We start from the raw sequence: 20,492 nt of genomic DNA, 5'->3' as shown, positions 1-20,492 counted from the left end.
TCCTCACATTATTCTCTTACTATTTTACCATAATTAAAGAAAATATATGACTAGTACCATTCCTTAAGCACTGCTAGTTTACACAAATTTGTTCCGTAAACAAAAAAGAAGACTCACAGAATCTCCTTAGTAAATAAAAAAAGATACCCTTAAGTATCCTCGTAATCAATCGGGAAGACAGGATTCGAACCTGCGACACCTTGGTCCCAAACCAAGTACTCTACCAAGCTGAGCTACTTCCCGCGTTAAATAAAAAAATGCACCCTAGAGGAGTCGAACCTCTAACCGCCTGATTCGTAGTCAGGTACTCTATCCAGTTGAGCTAAGGGTGCTCATCATTATATGCCGAGGACCGGAATCGAACCGGTACGATCGTTACCAATCGCAGGATTTTAAGTCCTGTGCGTCTGCCAGTTCCGCCACCCCGGCCTCTCTAAGCGAACGACGGGATTCGAACCCGCGACCCCCACCTTGGCAAGGTGGTGTTCTACCACTGAACTACGTTCGCATCGACCTCTTATTCTATATAAAAAAATGCCGGCTACATGACTTGAACACGCGACCCTCTGATTACAAATCAGATGCTCTACCAACTGAGCTAAGCCGGCTGATTTCTATTATGCGGGTTAAGGGACTTGAACCCCCACGCCGTTAAGCGCCAGATCCTAAATCTGGTGCGTCTGCCAATTCCGCCAAACCCGCAAATATGACCCGTACTGGGCTCGAACCAGTGACCCATTGATTAAAAGTCAATTGCTCTACCAACTGAGCTAACGAGTCTAAAATAACTTCCGTTATCTTAAACGGTCCCGACGGGAATCGAACCCGCGATCTTCGCCGTGACAGGGCGACGTGATAACCGCTACACTACGGGACCTATGGGAGTTAACGGGATCGAACCGCTGACCCTCTGCTTGTAAGGCAGATGCTCTCCCAGCTGAGCTAAACTCCCAAAGAGCGGAGTCTAGCTCAGCCAACGGTAAGAAACTTCGTTTCTCTCATCCGCCGATTGTAATTTCGATTTCCTCTCAATTACAACTGAGCTAAACTCCCTCGAGCTAAGCGACTTCCATATCTCACAGGGGGCAACCCCCAACTACTTCCGGCGTTCTAGGGCTTAACTGCTGTGTTCGGCATGGGTACAGGTGTATCTCCTAGGCTATCGTCACTTAACTCTGAGTAATACCTACTCAAAATTGAATATCTATCAAATACCAAGAAAACCGTCCACTTTCATATTCTCAGTTACTTTGGATAAGTCCTCGAGCTATTAGTATTAGTCCGCTACATGTGTCGCCACACTTCCACTTCTAACCTATCTACCTGATCATCTCTCAGGGCTCTTACTGATATAAAATCATGGGAAATCTCATCTTGAGGTGGGTTTCACACTTAGATGCTTTCAGCGTTTATCCCTTCCCTACATAGCTACCCAGCGATGCCTTTGGCAAGACAACTGGTACACCAGCGGTAAGTCCACTCTGGTCCTCTCGTACTAGGAGCAGATCCTCTCAAATTTCCTACGCCCGCGACGGATAGGGACCGAACTGTCTCACGACGTTCTGAACCCAGCTCGCGTGCCGCTTTAATGGGCGAACAGCCCAACCCTTGGGACCGACTACAGCCCCAGGATGCGACGAGCCGACATCGAGGTGCCAAACCTCCCCGTCGATGTGAACTCTTGGGGGAGATAAGCCTGTTATCCCCAGGGTAGCTTTTATCCGTTGAGCGATGGCCCTTCCATACGGAACCACCGGATCACTAAGCCCGACTTTCGTCCCTGCTCGAGTTGTAGCTCTCGCAGTCAAGCTCCCTTATACCTTTACACTCTGCGAATGATTTCCAACCATTCTGAGGGAACCTTTGGGCGCCTCCGTTACCTTTTAGGAGGCGACCGCCCCAGTCAAACTGCCCGTCAGACACTGTCTCCGATAGGGATAACCTATCCGGGTTAGAGTGGCCATAACACAAGGGTAGTATCCCAACAACGTCTCCTTCGAAACTGGCGTCCCGATCTCTTAGACTCCTACCTATCCTGTACATGTGGTACAGACACTCAATATCAAACTGCAGTAAAGCTCCATGGGGTCTTTCCGTCCTGTCGCGGGTAACCTGCATCTTCACAGGTACTAAAATTTCACCGAGTCTCTCGTTGAGACAGTGCCCAAATCATTACGCCTTTCGTGCGGGTCGGAACTTACCCGACAAGGAATTTCGCTACCTTAGGACCGTTATAGTTACGGCCGCCGTTTACTGGGGCTTCAATTCATACCTTCGCTTACGCTAAGCACTCCTCTTAACCTTCCAGCACCGGGCAGGCGTCACCCCCTATACATCATCTTACGATTTAGCAGAGAGCTGTGTTTTTGATAAACAGTTGCTTGGGCCTATTCACTGCGGCTGACGTAAAGTCAGCACCCCTTCTCCCGAAGTTACGGGGTCATTTTGCCGAGTTCCTTAACGAGAGTTCTCTCGCTCACCTGAGGCTACTCGCCTCGACTACCTGTGTCGGTTTGCGGTACGGGTAGAGTATGTTTAAACGCTAGAAGCTTTTCTTGGCAGTGTGACGTCACTAACTTCGCTACTAAACTTCGCTCCCCATCACAGCTCAATGTTATAGAACTAAGCATTTGACTCAATTCACACCTCACTGCTTAGACAGACTCTTCCATTCGTCTGCTTTAGTTAGCCTACTGCGTCCCTCCATCACTACATACTCTAGTACAGGAATATCAACCTGTTGTCCATCGGATACACCTTTCGGTCTCTCCTTAGGTCCCGACTAACCCAGGGCGGACGAGCCTTCCCCTGGAAACCTTAGTCTTACGGTGGACAGGATTCTCACCTGTCTTTCGCTACTCATACCGGCATTCTCACTTCTATGCGTTCCAGCACTCCTCACGGTATACCTTCTTCACACATAGAACGCTCTCCTACCATACCTATAAAGGTATCCACAGCTTCGGTAAATTGTTTTAGCCCCGGTACATTTTCGGCGCAGGGTCACTCGACTAGTGAGCTATTACGCACTCTTTGAATGAATAGCTGCTTCTAAGCTAACATCCTAGTTGTCTGTGCAACCCCACATCCTTTTCCACTTAACAATTATTTTGGGACCTTAGCTGGTGGTCTGGGCTGTTTCCCTTTCGACTACGGATCTTAGCACTCGCAGTCTGACTGCCGACCATAATTCATTGGCATTCGGAGTTTATCTGAGATTGGTAATCCGGGATGGACCCCTCACCCAAACAGTGCTCTACCTCCAAGAATCTTTATGTCGACGCTAGCCCTAAAGCTATTTCGGAGAGAACCAGCTATCTCCAAGTTCGTTTGGAATTTCTCCGCTACCCACAAGTCATCCAAGCACTTTTCAACGTGCCCTGGTTCGGTCCTCCAGTGCGTCTTACCGCACCTTCAACCTGCTCATGGGTAGGTCACATGGTTTCGGGTCTACGACATGATACTAATTCGCCCTATTCAGACTCGGTTTCCCTGCGGCTCCGTCTCTTCAACTTAACCTCGCATCATATCGTAACTCGCCGGTTCATTCTACAAAAGGCACGCTCTCACCCATTAACGGGCTCGAACTTGTTGTAGGCACACGGTTTCAGGTTCTATTTCACTCCCCTCCCGGGGTGCTTTTCACCTTTCCCTCACGGTACTGGTTCACTATCGGTCACTAGGGAGTATTTAGGGTTGGGAGATGGTCCTCCCAGATTCCGACGGGATTTCACGTGTCCCGCCGTACTCAGGATACTGCTAGGTACAAAGACTATTTTAAATACGAGGCTATTACTCTCTTTGGCTGATCTTCCCAAATCATTCTTCTATAGTCTTTGAGTCCACATTGCAGTCCTACAACCCCGAAGAGTAAACTCTTCGGTTTGCCCTCCTGCCGTTTCGCTCGCCGCTACTAAGGCAATCGCTTTTGCTTTCTCTTCCTGCAGCTACTTAGATGTTTCAGTTCACTGCGTCTTCCTCCTCACATCCTTAACAGATGCGGGTAACAGGTAGTACCTGTTGGGTTCCCCCATTCGGAAATCCCTGGATCATCGCTTACTTACAGCTACCCAAGGCATATCGTCGTTTGTCACGTCCTTCTTCGGCTCCTAGTGCCAAGGCATCCACCGTGCGCCCTTATTAACTTAACCTTATTTTTTGACCTTTCAGTCATAAACTCTTTTAATACTACAGCGTTTCGGTTTATTTTCTTGTTACTATTTGATATAGATATTCAATTTTCAATGTGCATTACTTGGTGATCTCTCACCAATGGAGCCTAGCGGGATCGAACCGCTGACCTCCTGCGTGCAAAGCAGGCGCTCTCCCAGCTGAGCTAAGGCCCCACAAGACCTCTCAAGACTAAACAAGACCAATGTGCAGTTCCTTATCCTTAGAAAGGAGGTGATCCAGCCGCACCTTCCGATACGGCTACCTTGTTACGACTTCACCCCAATCATCTATCCCACCTTAGGCGGCTGGCTCCAAATGGTTACCTCACCGACTTCGGGTGTTACAAACTCTCGTGGTGTGACGGGCGGTGTGTACAAGGCCCGGGAACGTATTCACCGCGGCGTGCTGATCCGCGATTACTAGCGATTCCGACTTCATGTAGGCGAGTTGCAGCCTACAATCCGAACTGAGACTGGCTTTAAGAGATTAGCTTGCCGTCACCGGCTTGCGACTCGTTGTACCAGCCATTGTAGCACGTGTGTAGCCCAGGTCATAAGGGGCATGATGATTTGACGTCATCCCCACCTTCCTCCGGTTTATTACCGGCAGTCTCGCTAGAGTGCCCAACTGAATGATGGCAACTAACAATAGGGGTTGCGCTCGTTGCGGGACTTAACCCAACATCTCACGACACGAGCTGACGACAACCATGCACCACCTGTCACCTCTGTCCCGAAGGAAAACTCTATCTCTAGAGCGGTCAGAGGGATGTCAAGACCTGGTAAGGTTCTTCGCGTTGCTTCGAATTAAACCACATGCTCCACCGCTTGTGCGGGCCCCCGTCAATTCCTTTGAGTTTCAACCTTGCGGTCGTACTCCCCAGGCGGAGTGCTTAATGCGTTAGCTGCGGCACTAAACCCCGGAAAGGGTCTAACACCTAGCACTCATCGTTTACGGCGTGGACTACCAGGGTATCTAATCCTGTTTGCTCCCCACGCTTTCGAGCCTCAGCGTCAGTTACAAGCCAGAGAGCCGCTTTCGCCACCGGTGTTCCTCCATATATCTACGCATTTCACCGCTACACATGGAATTCCACTCTCCCCTCTTGCACTCAAGTTAAACAGTTTCCAAAGCGTACTATGGTTAAGCCACAGCCTTTAACTTCAGACTTATCTAACCGCCTGCGCTCGCTTTACGCCCAATAAATCCGGACAACGCTCGGGACCTACGTATTACCGCGGCTGCTGGCACGTAGTTAGCCGTCCCTTTCTGGTAAGATACCGTCACAGTGTGAACTTTCCACTCTCACACTCGTTCTTCTCTTACAACAGAGCTTTACGATCCGAAAACCTTCTTCACTCACGCGGCGTTGCTCGGTCAGACTTCCGTCCATTGCCGAAGATTCCCTACTGCTGCCTCCCGTAGGAGTCTGGGCCGTGTCTCAGTCCCAGTGTGGCCGATCACCCTCTCAGGTCGGCTATGTATCGTCGCCTTGGTGAGCCGTTACCTCACCAACTAGCTAATACAACGCAGGTCCATCTGGTAGTGATGCAATTGCACCTTTTAAGCAAATGTCATGCAACATCTACTATTATGCGGTATTAGCTATCGTTTCCAATAGTTATCCCCCGCTACCAGGCAGGTTACCTACGCGTTACTCACCCGTTCGCAACTCATCCAGAGAAGCAAGCTCCTCCTTCAGCGTTCTACTTGCATGTATTAGGCACGCCGCCAGCGTTCGTCCTGAGCCAGGATCAAACTCTCATTAAAAGTTTGAGTTCTCACTCATTTCTGTCACTGACAGATTTATTGTTTTTTCATTGTTCAGTACTATAACCTTAGTTATAGTGCCCTGCACATTGGTTCGTCTTGTTCAGTTTTCAAAGGTCTTTGTCACTCATTCTCTCGAGCGACAACTATATTAGTATATCACAGCTACCTGCCTCTGTCAACAGATTTTTTAAACTTTTTTCAAGTTTTTTTAGCCGCAATACACCATAGTCCGTACGGGATTCGAACCCGTGTTACCGCCGTGAAAAGGCGGTGTCTTAACCCCTTGACCAACGGACCTGAGCTTTTCAACTCTTTCTATTATACCTACTTTTTTACCTTTGTCAAGGACTTTTTTCCCTCTTTACCGAAATTCTGAAAAGATAAGGGAAAGTTCTCTCAGGAGAGCTTTACGTCCTCTAAAGACTTCTCCTCCCATTAGACGGTCTATTAACTCTTGTTTTTCCATACTCTGCTTTGATTTGTAATTCTTTAGAAGTTCGTGAAAGAGATAATAATCGTCCAGCCTGAGTCCTTTTTCTCCTAGACGATGACTAATCTCACTCACCTCTTCATAGGGTTCTTTGTCAAAACGGCGCTTGTGGCTTTCCTGTTTACGGATGTAATCTAGGATACGATTTCTAAACTTTGTTTTAAAGCAGACATAAAGTCGATGGCGCTCCCCCTCTAGTAACTCTGGGTTGCAACTCACCAGCTCATACAGACATAACATGCCTTCCTGATCCCAGTCCTCTTTCTCCCACAGATGCAAATGATAATCTTTGCGACACTTATGGACGATTCCCTTACTTTCTTCATATAAATCTTTTAGATTCATAGACCTCTCCTTTCTGCATTTAGTTTAGCAAAATGCGCGAGCCACTGGGTCTACTTCCTCTATTCTATACTTCTTCCTCCCCCAACGGCACATAAAAAGAGAGGCAAAGCCTCTCTGGGGTTATAATTCTGCAATTTGGTTGAGATTCACTTCTGCAATCGTATCATTACCAAACATAGAGATAATCATCTTCACTTTGTTGTTATCAATTTCAGTAATTTTACCTGTGTAGTCTGCAAAAGCGCCATCAATGATGCGGACTGTCTGGCCAACTTCAACATCAATATCGAACTCTTGAACAGTTTGTCCCATTGAAACCAGAATATCACGGATTTCTTGTTCCAAAAGTGGAGTTGGTTTTGATCTGTTACCGTGTGAGCCGACGAATCCTGTTACGTTAGGTGTGTTTCGAACGACGAACCATGCTTCATCGGTCATGACCATTTCTACAAGGACATAACCTGGAAAGCGATTCTCTTCAACTTCCTTTTTCTTTCCATTTTTCTCAACTTGCACGGTTTGTGTTGGAATCTCAACACGTAGAATATTATCCAACATGTTATATGTTTGCGCACGTTGCAATAGATTTTCTTTTACCTTATTTTCATAGCCAGAATAAGTTTGTAGAACAAACCATCCCTTGTCAAAACTATCCATGATATTTCCTTTCATACATATGATAGAAGAAAGTTAGCAGAACTTCTCCACTTTTCTTCTAAAAAATGTTAATAAATCGAATCAAACCTGATACAATCAACTGGTCAAAAATGTAAATGATGACCACAAAGAAGGCTGTGTATTCCATAATAGAGCGAAAATCTCTCCAGCTTTCTTTGCGAGTTGGCCAAGTTGTTTCTTTAAGAAGTTTAAAAATATCCTTAATAAAACCCATCGTTCTCTCCTATCTCGTTTCTCTATGTGTCGTATATTTTCCACAATGTTTACAAAATTTATTTACTTCTAGTCGTGTTGGCTTGGGGTTCCCACTAATTTTGATTGAGTAATTCCTTGAACCACAAACTGCACAAGCTAGGCTAGCTTTTTTTAGTGCCATAACGCCTCCATCTTATCTATTATAACAAGAAACCTAGGCTTTGACAAGCCTCTTAACGAAATAGATTAAGGATTGAGTCCCATATTGTCTGGGCTTTTTCTTTTATTTTAGCTTCTGAAATCGCACGTCCTGCTTCATCTACAAGATTTTGTGCACGACTACGAATATCTCCTAGCGGATCCTCAGACTGGTTTGTCTCATTTTCAACGGCCTGCTTTTTCGTATTTTCTGGTTCAATCCCATTTTGTTTATAGGCATTCTCAACTGTAAAAGTGCTACCTGGAGTGTATGGCAAAATGGTATTAGCCATACTTCTAAAGACATGGGCTGCTCCATTGGAGGTCGAACCTGCTAGATAATGGTTCTCATCTGTTGTTGGGAAGCCGAGCCAGTGGCTGATTACAACATCTGGAGTATAGCCGATCACCCACTGGTCACTGGTATATTCCGGGTTGAAAACAGCTTCAGTCGTACCTGTTTTACCAGCCATAACGTAATCCGCTGGTGACGAACTAATTCCCGTACCATTGGTAAATGTTCCTAGCATCATGCTGGTCATTTTATCGGCTACCGACTTATCAATCACTCGTTTTTGGGAGTTTTTATGACTCTTGATGACCTGACCGCTGGCATTTTCAATACGAGTGATGAAATGTGCTTCAGGCATTAGACCTCCATTGGCAAAGGCTGCATAGGCTTGCGCCATCTGGAGAGGATTCGTCTCCACACCTCCACCAAGAGCAACTCCAAGAACTCGGTCAACTTTTTCCATATTCAGACCAAATCTCTCCCCAGCATCAAAAGCTTTGTCAATACCTAATTCATTTACAGTCGCAACAGCTGGCAGGTTGAGTGATTCCGCCAAGGCCTGATACATAGGTACTTCTGGAGATGTCTTAATACCCGCATAGTTATCTACTTGATAACTGTTGTACTGCATCGTATGATTATCCAGTTGCTTGTTCAAGGCCCATCCTGCTTCTACTGCGGGTGTATAAACGACTAAAGGTTTAATAGTTGAGCCTGGGCTACGCTTAGACTGAGTGGCATAGTTGAAATTGCGGAAGCCTGGTTTGTCATCACCAGCTACACGGCCAACAACTCCACGCACTCCACCCGTTTTAGGCTCTAGAGCAACACTACCTGATTCGGCATGCGTTCCATCTTCTGCCGTTGGAAATAGCGAAGTGTTTTCGTAAATAACCTGCATGTTTGCTTGGTAGTTTTGGTCAAGCTCTGTGTAGATTCGATAGCCGTTGTTGACAATCTCTTCTTCTGTGAGATTGTACTTGGAAACTGCTTCGTTGACAACTGCATCAAAATAGGACGGGTAACGATAATCCGAAACTTTGCCTTCATACTTATCTTGCAGTTGAGAAGCCATATCTACTCCAGCCGCTTCGGTTTCTTGATTTTTATCAATATAGCCCGCTGCAACCATATTTTGCAAAACAGTATCCCTACGGTTGGTCGAAGTTTCAACAGAATTTAATGGATTGTACAATTCTGGTCCCTTGAGCATCCCTGCTAGAGTAGCCGCCTGATTAAGCGTTAGTTGTGAAGCCGATACACCAAAATATTTCTTACTTGCATCTTCAACGCCCCATACTCCATTTCCAAAGTAGGCGTTATTGAGGTACATAGTAAGGATTTGCTCCTTGCTGTATTTCTTTGTCAACTCTAAGGCAAGGAAAAACTCCTTGGCCTTCCGTTCAACGGTCTGGTCCTGGGAAAGATAGGCATTTTTCGCCAACTGTTGAGTGATGGTGGAACCCCCTCCAGAACGACCCGCTGTAAGGATGGCTAGAAAGAAACGACCGTAGTTAATCCCATCATTTTTATAAAAGGAACGGTCCTCTGTCGCGACGACAGCATTCTGCAAGTCTTTACTAATATCTGTCAGTTCAACATAGGTTCCCTTTTGACCTGATAGGGCTCCTGCCTCTTTTTCTTCGCGGTCAAAAATCAGAGTTCGCGTTTTCAAGGCATTTTGCAAGTCATTGACATTGGTCGACTTGGCTATCGCAAATAGGTAGGTTCCTACTAGCAAACCTGCACTTAACCCTAAAATGATGACAATTTTTGTCAGATGATAACGGCGCCAAAATTTCCGAATCGGGCCTACTTGGGACAATTTTTTTCTATCGCTCCGTGAACGGCGCATGCTAGTCGAATCAGACTCCGCTGATTCATTCGTTTCTTTTTTAAAGAGAGAAAGAAACTTCTCAAATAATTTATCTAATTTCATGCGTTTATTTTATCATCTTCACCATAGGAACTCAAGAATTTAGCTACTCCCTATCCAAATAGGGCTTTTTTTGTTACAATATCTGTATGCAATTCACATTTACATTACCCGAATCCTTGCCTCAAATGACGGTCAAACAATTCTTAGAGGAACAACTCCTCATCCCTAGAAAAATCCGCCATTTTTTGAGAATAAAGAAGAACATCCTAATTAACCACAAAGAAATTCACTGGAACGAGATGGTCAAGCCAGGGGACATTTGCCAGTTGACTTTTGACGAGGAAGATTATCCCCAAAAAGAAATCCTTTGGGGCAATCCAGACCTCGTTCAAGAGATTTATCAAGACCAACATCTCATTATCGTCAACAAGCCCGAAGGCATGAAAACTCACGGAAATCAACCTAATGAAATTGCCCTTCTCAACCATGTCTCTGCCTACGTTGGTCAAACCTGCTATGTCGTTCATCGCCTGGACATGGAAACAAGCGGTTTAGTGCTTTTTGCTAAAAATCCTTTTATCTTACCCATTCTCAATCATTTGTTGGAAAAAAAGGAAATCGTTCGTGAGTACTGGGCACTTATAGAAGGGCGAGTAGAGAGTAAAGAACTTATCTTCCGAGATAAAATCGGCCGTGATCGCCACGATCGTAGAAAAAGAATAGTTGATGCAAAAAATGGACAATATGCTGAAACGCATATCAGTCGATTAAAGCAATTTCCAAATCAGACTACCCTTGTCCGTTGCAAACTAAAGACCGGTCGAACGCATCAGATTCGTGTTCACCTTTCTCATCATAAGTACCCTATCCTGGGCGATCCTCTCTATAACTCTAGATCAAAAGTAAGCAGGCTCATGCTCCATGCCTTTCGACTTTCCTTTACCCATCCACTTACCTTAGAAAAATTGAGTTTTACTGCCCTCTCGGATACTTTCGAAACAGAATTAAAACAAAATGGATGACACTATCATCCATTTTTCTATACAAAAAAGCAAGACCAGAAGGCCTTGCTTTTATCGACTCAAGAATTATTTAGCGATTTTTGCAAAGTATTCAAGAGTACGTACAAGTTGTGCAGTGTATGACATTTCGTTGTCGTACCATGATACAACTTTAACCAATTGTTTACCATCAACGTCAAGAACTTTAGTTTGAGTTGCGTCAAACAATGAACCGTAAGACATACCTACGATATCTGAAGATACGATTGGATCTTCTGTGTAACCGTATGATTCGTTTGAAGCTGCTTTCATAGCTGCGTTCACTTCATCAACAGTAACGTTCTTTTCAAGAACTGCTACCAATTCAGTAACTGATCCAGTTGGAGTTGGAACACGTTGTGCAGATCCGTCAAGTTTACCGTTCAATTCTGGGATTACAAGACCGATAGCTTTAGCAGCACCAGTTGAGTTAGGAACGATGTTTGCAGCACCAGCACGAGCACGGCGAAGGTCACCACCACGGTGTGGTCCATCAAGGATCATTTGGTCACCAGTGTAAGCGTGGATAGTAGTCATCAATCCTTCTACAACACCGAAGTTGTCTTGAAGAGCTTTAGCCATTGGAGCCAAGCAGTTTGTAGTACATGAAGCACCTGAGATAACTGTTTCAGTACCGTCAAGAACGTCGTGGTTAGTGTTGAATACAACTGTTTTAACGTCGTTTCCACCAGGAGCAGTGATAACAACTTTCTTAGCTCCACCTTTAAGGTGTTTTTCAGCTGCATCTTTCTTAGCAAAGAAACCAGTTGCTTCAAGAACGATTTCTACACCGTCAGTAGCCCAGTCGATTTGTTCTGGATCACGTTCAGCAGAAACTTTAACGAATTTACCGTTAACTTCGAATCCACCTTCTTTAACTTCTACAGTACCGTCGAAACGACCTTGAGTTGTGTCGTATTTCAACAAGTGAGCAAGCATAACTGGATCTGTAAGGTCGTTGATGCGAGTAACTTCAACACCTTCTACGTTTTGGATACGGCGGAAAGCAAGACGACCGATACGGCCGAAACCGTTAATACCAACTTTAACTACCATTAGTGATTTCCTCCTTATGAAAATCATGAAAATTTTATTGTGAAAAGAGTAACTTGAATCACTACAAATCACCTTTCAACAAACCTATTATATAACTATTTGAGTTTAATTGCAAGTATGGGCGTTGATTTTCTCTCCTGCTTTTCTACTTTTTCTCCCCCTTTTCATTCATCTATTCTTTTATTTTCAAAGCATATCTCTAGAATCTTTTATAATATCTGCATATTTTCTTCATTTCAAGGTAAAACTCCGATTTCAACTCTTTCAGAGTTTACAAAAAAAGAGACAGGATCACTCCTGCCTCTAGGCTGATAAACGATTATTTACGACGTCCTGGACGTTCTGCATAACCATAGTAAGCATCTGCCATGATTTCTTCCATGTCAGCTACCATTGGCAAGCGTGGGTTCGCAGGAGAACATTGGTCTTCATAAGCAAGCAAGGCAATTTCATGCAAGCTGTCTTTCCAAGCTTTTTCATCGATTCCAAAGCCTTTGAAGTTCATTGTGATTCCAACTGCTTCACCAAGATCGTAAACTGCTTTGGCATACGCTTCAACCGCTTCTTCTGGAGTTGAGTGAGGCAATCCAAGCATTCTAGCAATATCTTGGAATTTTTCATCAGCTTTCCAGTAGTTGTACTTAGGCCATGTAGTCGTCTTAGATGGGCGAGTACCATTGTAACGGATAACGTATGGAAGCAAGATTGCGTTTGTACGTCCGTGAACAGTATGGTGAACCGCACCGATCTTGTGGGCCATTGAGTGGCTCATACCAAGGAAGGCATTGGCAAAGGCCATACCAGCCATTGTAGATGCATTGTGCATTTTTTCGCGAGCTTCTGGATCAGCTGTCTTAACAGATTTTTCCAACCATTCAAACACAAGTTTGATTGTTTGAAGGGCGATACCGTCTGTGTAGTCGTTAGCAAAGTTTGAAGTGTAAGCTTCAGTCGCGTGAGTCAAGACGTCCATACCTGTATCAGCAGCGATGAAGTCTGGAACTGACTCAACCAAAGCAGGGTCAACAATGGCAATAGTTGGTGTCAATGAGTAGTCAGCCAATGGGTATTTACGATTGTTTTTCTTATCAGAGATAACGGCAAATGGTGTTACTTCTGAACCTGTACCTGAAGTTGTTGGAATACCAATGTATTTCGCTTTTTTACCAAGTGATGGGAAGCGGAAGGCACGTTTACGGATATCCATGAATTTTTGAACCAAGTCACGGAAGTCGATTTGTGGTTGTTCGTAGAAGAGCCACATTACTTTGGCCGCGTCCATTGGAGAACCACCACCAAGAGCGATAATTGTGTCTGGCTCAAATGCTCTCATCACTTCAGTACCACGTTCTACAGTTGTGATATCTGGATCTGGTTCAACGTCTGAGAAGACTTGGACAGTTACACGGTTGCTACGTTTGTTCAATTGGTCAATAATGCGTTGAACAAAACCAAGTTTTTCGATCGATTTGTCTGTAACAATCATAACGCGTTCAATATCTTCACATGTTTGAAGGTATTGGATAGAATTGCGTTCGAAGTAAATTTTTGAAGGAACTTTAAACCACTGCATATTATTTCTACGTTTCCCTACTTTCTTGATGTTTAGAAGGTTGATCGCACTCACATTATCACCAACTGAGTTGTGTCCATATGAACCACATCCAAGTGTCAATGATGGAATGAAGGCATTGTATACGTCACCGATACCACCGAAAGTAGATGGAGAGTTCCAGATAATACGCATTGCTTTGATTTCTGTACCAAAGCGTTTAGCAAGAGCTTCGTCTTTTGTATGAATAGCTGCTGAGTGACCAAGTCCGTTAAACTCAACCATTTGGCGAGCTTTTTTAAGACCGTCTTCTGTATCTTCAGCTTTTAGGACAGCGATAACTGGTGACAATTTTTCACGAGTCAATGGTTCTTTCGGTCCTACTTCTGCACATTCTGCAGCCAAGATGTTTGTTCCTTCTGGAACGCTGAATCCTGCTTGTTCAGCAATCCATGCTGCTGGTTTACCAACGATGTTTGCGTTTAGTTTAGCACCTGCACAGTTTTTGCTGTTTGCTTTCACGCCGAAACAGAATTCTTCAAGAAGCGCTTTTTCTTTCTTGTTTACAAAGTAAGTGTGATATGATTTGAATTCTTCTACAAATTCGTCATATACTTCTTTATCAATGATAACCGCTTGTTCTGATGCACAGACCATCCCATTATCAAATGATTTAGACATAACGATGTCATGAGCAGCTTGACGAAGGTCAGCAGATTTTTCTACATAGGCAGGAACGTTTCCGGCACCTACCCCAAGAGCTGGTTTTCCACATGAGTATGCAGCTTTAACCATAGCGTTCCCACCAGTTGCAAGAATAGTTGCAACACCTTCGTGGTTCATTAGCGCTCCAGTTGCTTCCATAGATGGCTTTGTAATCCATTGAACACAGTTTTCAGGTGCGCCAGCTGCGATGGCTGCATCACGAACGATTTGTGCTGCGTGAGCTGATGATTCTTGAGCTGATGGGTGGAAGGCAAAAACGATTGGGTTACGTGTTTTCAAAGCAATGAGTGATTTGAAAATCGCTGTTGAAGTTGGGTTTGTTGTCGGAGTGACACCACAGATTACCCCTACAGGCTCCGCAATCTTTGTCAAACCTGTAATTGGATCATCTTCAATAACTCCAACTGTTTTAACTCCACGCATATTGTTCACTACGTGTTCGCAGGCAAATAGGTTTTTTGTCGCCTTGTCTTCAAATACTCCACGACCAGTTTCTTCAACTGCGTGTTGTGCAAGGATACCGTGCGCGTCAAGTGCGGCAACCGAAGCTTTTGCCACGATATAGTCAACTTGCTCTTGGTTCAACTTGCGCATTTCATCAAGCGCAACCAAGGCTTTTTTCACGAGACCATCGACATGCTTTTCAGCAGCAAGTTGTTTTTCCTCTGGGGTTACTGTTTTTTTATCAGCCATATTATCCTCCATAGCCTTTAAGGATGTTATCCTTTGTTAATTATTTCACAAATTTATTATAACTCTTTTTTTATGCTTTGTAAACAGTTTCATAAGCATTTCACAAAGAAATTTTCTAAGATTGTGATTTTTTTCTCAATATAGCTATACAATAGAGTTTTGTCTGGACGATTGTGAAATTATGGAAAAAATTTTTTTATTTCACAAAGTTTTTCTAGTTGATAGTTAGTTATCGAATTCAAGACAAGAAAGCGTTTTCTTTTCAGGCTTTGAAAATAGTCTCCTAACTTGGAGACTACTGTTTTTGCTGAAAAACGCCTTGTTTAAAGGTCCCCTCATAAACAACTTCTTGCTCTGTAGTCAACTTCCCTTGACCTTCAGCCTGACCATTTACAAAATCACCTTCGTATTTCCAGCCATCTTTTGATTGAAAAGTCCCTTTACCATTAAAAGCCCCATTATTGAACTCTCCTGTGTATTGGTCCCCGTTTTCAAAGGTCATAGTCCCCTGACCATTCATCTTCCCTCTTACCAAGGTTCCATCATAAACAAGCGCACCATTGTCAAGTGTCAGTACACCCTTTTTTGGAGTGTTTAGTAGAAAAACTGATACGGCGCAGATAGCGATTAGAAGAACGGTTGCAATCTCTATACGCGGGCGAGTTAGATATACTCGATATTTTTCAAAGATTTTTTTAAACTTTTCCATTGTCACTCTCATTTTCTAAACGGTCTAACCAGCTTTGGCATCCACTTGTGATGCGCGCATAGGTTTCCTCAAAATCTCCTGTGTACCATGGATCTGGAACACTTTCTGCCGCAAAAGAGTAGATCTTGTACTGTAGTTCCTGAGGGCACATGTGACGCAGATCTGAAACGTTTGAAGCATCCATACCGATAATGTAATCAAATGATTCAAAGTCCTCTCTGCCAATCTGAAGCGATGTTTTGTCTTTGTCATACGGGATCTGATACTGCTGAAAAATCCCCTGCGTCCCCTTATGAATCGGATTGCCATGTTCCCAAGATGACGTTGCCCGACTCTCGACTTGGTAAGCGCTCGTCATGGACTTCATCACAAACTCTGCCATGGGACTTCGGCAAATATTTCCTAAGCAAACAAATACTATTTTTTTCATCCCTTTTCCTCTTGTCTCATAGAAAAACGGGAGTGACAGGTCCCGTTTTATTCTTCGATTGCTCCGCCTTCGTCAACAACTGTTCCTTCTGGTGTCACAGCTTCTTTGAGTGGCAAAACGGTCTTGATCGCAGCCAATTCAAAGGTCAAATAAACCCCATCTACATCCAGTACGATTGTACCTTTCTCAGTATCTACTTCATCCACTGTTCCGTAAAGCCCACCAATTGTAATGACTTCATAGCCTTTTTGAAGCTTGTTCAAGCTTTCCATACGCTTTTGTGCTTGTTTCTTTTGAGAACGTTGCATAAAGAACATCAAGGCAAACATACCTACAAGCATGATCAAAAATGTTAAATTTGGACTAATATTTTCCATAGTATTTTCTCCTTTGTATTTTACATAGGACTACTATATCAAATTTCAGCTACTTTTACAAGATTGTGCCTTGTTTTTATGGTTATAAAAAATCAGAGTTTTCACTCTGATTTCTGCGATTATTTCAAGTTTTGAACGACTTTGACTAGATTTTCAACTGTAAATCCGTACTCTGCCAATACTTTTGGTGCTGGGGCAGATGCTCCAAAGGTATCAATACCGAGAACGGCACCATCAAGACCAACATATTTGTACCAGTTTTGGGTTGCACCCATTTCGACTGCAACACGACGGCGAACTGCATTTGGAAGGATTTCTTCCTTGTATGCTGCATCTTGTGCGTCAAAGACATCTGTTGATGGCATGCTGACTACACGGACTTTTGCACCTTGACTAGCCAATTCTTTGGCAGCTGCGACCGCCAAATTCACCTCTGAACCAGTCGCAATCAAGATAGTGTCAAAGTCTGCTGCATTTTCATAGACAACATAGGCACCTTTCGCAACTTTGTCAAAGTTTGTTCCTTCTTCGACAGTCAAGTTTTGACGTGTCAAGACAAGGGCAGTTGGTGTTTTTTCGCTTGTTACGGCAAGGTACCAAGCCGCTTGAGTTTCACGCGCATCTGCTGGGCGGAAAACATTGAGATTTGGCATAGCACGAAGACCTGCTAGGTGTTCAACTGGTTCGTGAGTTGGACCATCTTCACCAACTGCGATTGAATCGTGAGTAAAGACATAAGTCACAGGAAGTCCTTGCAAGGCTGACAAGCGGACAGCTGCTTTCACATAGTCAGAGAAGACGAAGAAAGTACCTCCGTATACACGAAGTCCACCGTGAAGGGACATCCCGTTCAAGATCGTTCCCATTGCAAATTCACGAACACCAAACTGAATGTTGCGGTTCAAGCGATTAGCGTCATCCTGAAGTCCATCAGTCTTGATATAAGTCATGTTTGAGTGAGCGAGGTCAGCGGATCCACCTAGGAAAGTTGGCAACTTAGCTGCGATAACATTCAAAGCATCTTGGCTTGAATTACGAGTAGCTTGAGAGAAACCATTTTCTAAGGCTGGGAAGTCTGCTGGAGTTACCTCAACTGGGTCGCGCCCGTCAATGATAGCTTCTACTTCTGCAGCAAGTTCTGGATAAGCTTCTTTATAATCAGCAACTAGTTTTGTCCAAGCTTGATAAGCTGATGCGCCACGATCTGCAACATTTTCCTTGAAATCAGCATAAACTTGCTCTGGAATTTCAAATGGTTCATAGTCCCAACCGAGCGCTTGGCGAGTTGCTGCAGTTTCATCTGCTCCAAGAGGAGCACCGTGTACCGCATTAGTTCCTTGTTTGTTTGGAGAACCATATCCAATCACAGTCTTCACTTCAATCAAAGATGGTTTGCCTGAAGCTTTAGCTGTTTCGATAGCAGCATGGATAGCTTCCAAGTCTGTTCCATCTTCAACCAAGGCTGTATGCCAACCGTAGGCATTGTAACGATCACGAACACTTTCTGTGAAGGAATCTTTTGTCTCACCATCCAAGTTGATGTCATTTGAATCATAAAGAACCACCAACTTGTCAAGTTTTTGCAACCCTGCGTATGAAGCCGCCTCACTTGAGACACCTTCCATCAAATCTCCATCTCCACAGATCACATAAGTATAGTGGTCAAAGAGATTGAAGCCTTCGCGGTTATATTTGGCTGCTAAGAAACGTTCTGCTTGGGCAAAACCAGTAGCAGTAGAAATTCCTTGTCCTAGAGGACCAGTTGTAGCGTCAACCCCTGCTGTATGGCCAAATTCTGGGTGACCTGGCGTTTTTGAACCCCATTGGCGGAAGTTCTTGACTTCATCCATGCTAACATCTTCAAAACCAGAAAGGTGAAGAAGGGCATAAAGGAGCATAGAGCCGTGTCCTGCTGAAAGAATAAAACGGTCGCGGTTGATCCAGTTTGGTTGAGCTGGATTGATACGAAGTTGCTTTGTAAAGAGGCTATAGGCCATTGGAGCAGCCCCCATAACCACCCCTGGGTGACCTGAGTTTGCTTTGTTGATGGCGTCAATACCTAGAAAACGAATTGCATTAACAGATGGATTTGACATAGAATTTCCTTTCTCTTTGAGGTGATTAATAAATCACACATCCTATTTTACTATTATATGAAAAAATGCATAGAATAGCAATAAAACAATTTGCGTTCATCTAACACATTTGATTTTCTATCCCCTCGTCACCTCATAGTAAGGCAACAAGCGAGTATAAGCGTATTCTAGCTCCTCCAATATCACTTCTACTGACTGATTTTCAATGAGGGAAACATCTGACTTGACTAAGACTTTTCGGGCTTCCTGACTTCTCAGCTTCTCTCGTAAAGTACGACGATTCTCCTCAGTAGCCTCCACCTTATGACTTTCCCCATTTGAATAGACTAGATAATAAATTCCTTCTACCGCCGGAAGTTCTAAAACCTTGGCTTGCTTGTCTAAAGTCTGTTTATCTTTCTTGCGCTCGATGAAACTGACTTCCAAAGAAATCCCATAATTAGTAGGTGTTCCATACAAACGAAGAGCCATCATAGGTTCTGTCACTTGTCCGTCTCTCTGTAGATAGGCCCAGAAATGCGGTCGCAAGCGTTGGGATTGGTTCATCCACTGACTAGTCTGTTGCAGTTGCCATTCTGGATGACTTGCTTGAAAGGTTTTGACCAATTCTGTAAAAGACTTCCGAGCCTCTTGACCCTTTTGCCGCAAATCCAACATCTTTTCTCTTTCATCGCCAGCTTTATCAGGATTACGGTACTGGACTCCTGCAAATGATAGGTATTCTCTAACTGCTTTCAGCATATCTGAATCTTTCCTTTCCTAGCAAAAAATCAGGATGAACCTGATTTTGCTTTGCTTATTCTGCATCTACGACAACATAGCGATTTGGCTCGTCACCTTCAGAGTAACTCGTCACGCCATCCATGCGTGAAATAATGCGATGGATAATCTTGCGTTCGCTATTTGACATTGGATCAGTTTGTTGGCTACGTCCTTCTTCTAAAACGCGAGTCGCCAATTTTTGAGCGTAGGTTTGCAAGACTTCTGCACGGTGCTCAACATAATCATTGACATTGATCGTGATGTAGAAGGTTCTTGAATAGCGATTATAAAGGTAATTTTGAGCCAATAGTTGCAAGGCCTTCAAAACTTTACCATGATAACCGATAATACGGCCTGGTTCATTGGTGTCAATTTGAAGATTGATGGTGCGGCGATTGTAGTCGCTTGAAATCGTCCCTTCAACATCCATATCATCTACAATGGTTTGAACGTAGCTAGCTACTTCAGTTGCCACCTGTTCGATGTCATAACTTGGTTCTACTTTCAAGCCTAAATCTTCCAAAGATTGGCTCGCTACTTCTTGCGTTTCAGCTTCTTTTTCTGGAGCAGCCTTAACTTCCTCAGCAACATCTTCTGCTTGCAGTTCATTTAAAATTGAAATATGACCTGTTTCTTCCAAAATCGTGCTGGCATGTTTTTCATTTTTCAAGATTTCAGCCTTGACCTCTTCAGAGACACCTTGGCCTTCTTCTTCAATTTTCTTGATGGCTTCAACCACATATCCCAAATCAACTGTCGCTTCGCTGACGGTTTTCACTGGTTCATTCTTTTCATTGACTTCTTTTGGAACACCTTTGACAGCCTGTTGATTGGCTTTAATCACTGTTGTTTCACTGATTGCTTCAATATCAACTTGAGCTGGCTTCTTACCAAACAAGCCCAAGAAACCTTTTTTCTCTTTTGAAACGACCTTGATGTGGGCCTTCATTCTTGAAATATTTAATTCTTTCAACCCTTTTTGGATTGCTTCTTCAACCGTTGAACCTGTAAATAATACCATTACCAGA

14 protein-coding genes, 11 tRNA genes and 3 rRNA genes are annotated in these 20,492 nt (G+C 43.9%); 1 reads left to right on the top strand and 27 read right to left on the bottom strand.

From position 1 onward, the window contains the following. Nucleotides 1-169 precede the first annotated feature (169 nt). The 19 genes from NYE79_RS01230 to pbp2a all read right to left on the bottom strand — a co-directional run bounded on the left by NYE79_RS01230 (nucleotide 170) and on the right by pbp2a (nucleotide 10,083). A tRNA-Pro gene (locus NYE79_RS01230) sits at nucleotides 170-243 on the bottom strand. Between the two features lie 15 nt (nucleotides 244-258). Continuing rightward, nucleotides 259-332, bottom strand: a tRNA-Arg gene (locus tag NYE79_RS01225). 11 nt (nucleotides 333-343) lie between these two features. Then, nucleotides 344-429 (bottom strand) — tRNA-Leu (locus NYE79_RS01220). A gap of 7 nt (nucleotides 430-436) precedes the next feature. Next, nucleotides 437-508 (bottom strand) — tRNA-Gly (locus NYE79_RS01215). 27 nt (nucleotides 509-535) lie between these two features. After that, nucleotides 536-608 (bottom strand) — tRNA-Thr (locus tag NYE79_RS01210). Nucleotides 609-620: 12 nt separating this feature from the next. Beyond that, nucleotides 621-702: transfer RNA gene (locus NYE79_RS01205), tRNA-Leu, on the bottom strand. A 5-nt stretch (nucleotides 703-707) separates the two neighbouring features. After that, nucleotides 708-780 (bottom strand) — tRNA-Lys (locus NYE79_RS01200). 24 nt (nucleotides 781-804) lie between these two features. Then, a tRNA-Asp gene (locus NYE79_RS01195) sits at nucleotides 805-877 on the bottom strand. Nucleotides 878-879: 2 nt separating this feature from the next. Beyond that, nucleotides 880-952: transfer RNA gene (locus NYE79_RS01190), tRNA-Val, on the bottom strand. A gap of 105 nt (nucleotides 953-1,057) precedes the next feature. Next, nucleotides 1,058-1,173 (bottom strand): 5S ribosomal RNA (gene rrf / locus NYE79_RS01185). A gap of 77 nt (nucleotides 1,174-1,250) precedes the next feature. Beyond that, a 23S ribosomal RNA gene (locus NYE79_RS01180) occupies nucleotides 1,251-4,151 on the bottom strand. 122 nt (nucleotides 4,152-4,273) lie between these two features. After that, nucleotides 4,274-4,346 (bottom strand) — tRNA-Ala (locus tag NYE79_RS01175). A gap of 51 nt (nucleotides 4,347-4,397) precedes the next feature. Next, a 16S ribosomal RNA gene (locus tag NYE79_RS01170) occupies nucleotides 4,398-5,943 on the bottom strand. The 16S, 23S and 5S rRNA genes sit together here with 11 tRNA genes alongside, the layout of an rRNA operon. A 228-nt stretch (nucleotides 5,944-6,171) precedes the next feature. Next, a tRNA-Glu gene (locus NYE79_RS01165) sits at nucleotides 6,172-6,243 on the bottom strand. A gap of 64 nt (nucleotides 6,244-6,307) precedes the next feature. Next, the gene (locus NYE79_RS01160) at nucleotides 6,308-6,781 is read right to left on the bottom strand and encodes a hypothetical protein (protein WP_001049305.1); all 474 of its coding nucleotides are present in this window, start codon (nucleotides 6,779-6,781) and stop codon (nucleotides 6,308-6,310) included. Between the two features lie 120 nt (nucleotides 6,782-6,901). Next, the gene (nusG, locus tag NYE79_RS01155; protein ID WP_000376732.1) at nucleotides 6,902-7,438 is read right to left on the bottom strand and encodes a transcription termination/antitermination protein NusG; all 537 of its coding nucleotides are present in this window, start codon (nucleotides 7,436-7,438) and stop codon (nucleotides 6,902-6,904) included. 58 nt (nucleotides 7,439-7,496) lie between these two features. Then, entirely contained in the window at nucleotides 7,497-7,673 is a 177-nt protein-coding gene (gene secE / locus NYE79_RS01150; RefSeq protein ID WP_000505776.1) for a preprotein translocase subunit SecE, read from the bottom strand. A gap of 9 nt (nucleotides 7,674-7,682) precedes the next feature. After that, nucleotides 7,683-7,835: a 50S ribosomal protein L33 gene (gene rpmG, locus NYE79_RS01145; RefSeq protein ID WP_001809375.1), complete on the bottom strand. Its 153-nt coding sequence runs from the start codon at nucleotides 7,833-7,835 to the stop codon at nucleotides 7,683-7,685. Between the two features lie 52 nt (nucleotides 7,836-7,887). Next, nucleotides 7,888-10,083: a penicillin-binding protein PBP2A gene (gene pbp2a, locus NYE79_RS01140; RefSeq protein ID WP_216728927.1), complete on the bottom strand. Its 2,196-nt coding sequence runs from the start codon at nucleotides 10,081-10,083 to the stop codon at nucleotides 7,888-7,890. 86 nt (nucleotides 10,084-10,169) lie between these two features. Between pbp2a and NYE79_RS01135 the strand changes: the two genes are divergently transcribed. Continuing rightward, entirely contained in the window at nucleotides 10,170-11,045 is an 876-nt protein-coding gene (locus NYE79_RS01135) for an RluA family pseudouridine synthase (protein WP_080976186.1), read from the top strand. A 66-nt stretch (nucleotides 11,046-11,111) separates the two neighbouring features. Here NYE79_RS01135 and gap read toward each other — a convergent pair whose 3' ends face one another. The 8 genes from gap to jag all read right to left on the bottom strand — a co-directional run bounded on the left by gap (nucleotide 11,112) and on the right by jag (nucleotide 20,485). Continuing rightward, entirely contained in the window at nucleotides 11,112-12,119 is a 1,008-nt protein-coding gene (gap, locus tag NYE79_RS01130; protein ID WP_000260682.1) for a type I glyceraldehyde-3-phosphate dehydrogenase, read from the bottom strand. 319 nt (nucleotides 12,120-12,438) lie between these two features. Beyond that, complete coding sequence (adhE, locus tag NYE79_RS01125; protein ID WP_000763996.1) at nucleotides 12,439-15,090, bottom strand: bifunctional acetaldehyde-CoA/alcohol dehydrogenase; 2,652 nt, start codon at nucleotides 15,088-15,090, stop codon at nucleotides 12,439-12,441. Between the two features lie 295 nt (nucleotides 15,091-15,385). Continuing rightward, nucleotides 15,386-15,799, bottom strand: a complete 414-nt coding sequence (locus NYE79_RS01120) for an MORN repeat-containing protein (RefSeq protein ID WP_000410457.1) — start codon at nucleotides 15,797-15,799, stop codon at nucleotides 15,386-15,388. After that, complete coding sequence (locus tag NYE79_RS01115) at nucleotides 15,786-16,229, bottom strand: low molecular weight protein-tyrosine-phosphatase (protein ID WP_000724851.1); 444 nt, start codon at nucleotides 16,227-16,229, stop codon at nucleotides 15,786-15,788. Before NYE79_RS01115 ends, NYE79_RS01120 begins: the two co-directional genes overlap by 14 nt. 47 nt (nucleotides 16,230-16,276) lie before the next feature. Next, entirely contained in the window at nucleotides 16,277-16,597 is a 321-nt protein-coding gene (yajC, locus tag NYE79_RS01110) for a preprotein translocase subunit YajC (protein WP_025168800.1), read from the bottom strand. Nucleotides 16,598-16,725: 128 nt separating this feature from the next. Then, nucleotides 16,726-18,702, bottom strand: coding sequence for a transketolase (gene tkt / locus NYE79_RS01105; protein WP_216728925.1), 1,977 nt, complete (start codon nucleotides 18,700-18,702; stop codon nucleotides 16,726-16,728). 117 nt (nucleotides 18,703-18,819) lie between these two features. Beyond that, entirely contained in the window at nucleotides 18,820-19,443 is a 624-nt protein-coding gene (locus NYE79_RS01100; RefSeq protein ID WP_061587789.1) for a hypothetical protein, read from the bottom strand. A gap of 55 nt (nucleotides 19,444-19,498) precedes the next feature. Further along, on the bottom strand, nucleotides 19,499-20,485 hold the full coding sequence (gene jag, locus NYE79_RS01095; RefSeq protein WP_061587790.1) for an RNA-binding cell elongation regulator Jag/EloR: 987 nt from the start codon (nucleotides 20,483-20,485) through the stop codon (nucleotides 19,499-19,501). Nucleotides 20,486-20,492: the final 7 nt, after the last annotated feature.

The organism is Streptococcus sp. FSL W8-0197, assembly GCF_037963785.1.
Classification (GTDB): Bacteria; Bacillota; Bacilli; order Lactobacillales; family Streptococcaceae; genus Streptococcus; species Streptococcus oralis_CQ.
Note: the sequence above shows the minus strand (reverse complement) of the source record. Positions and strands in the feature narration are given on the sequence as shown.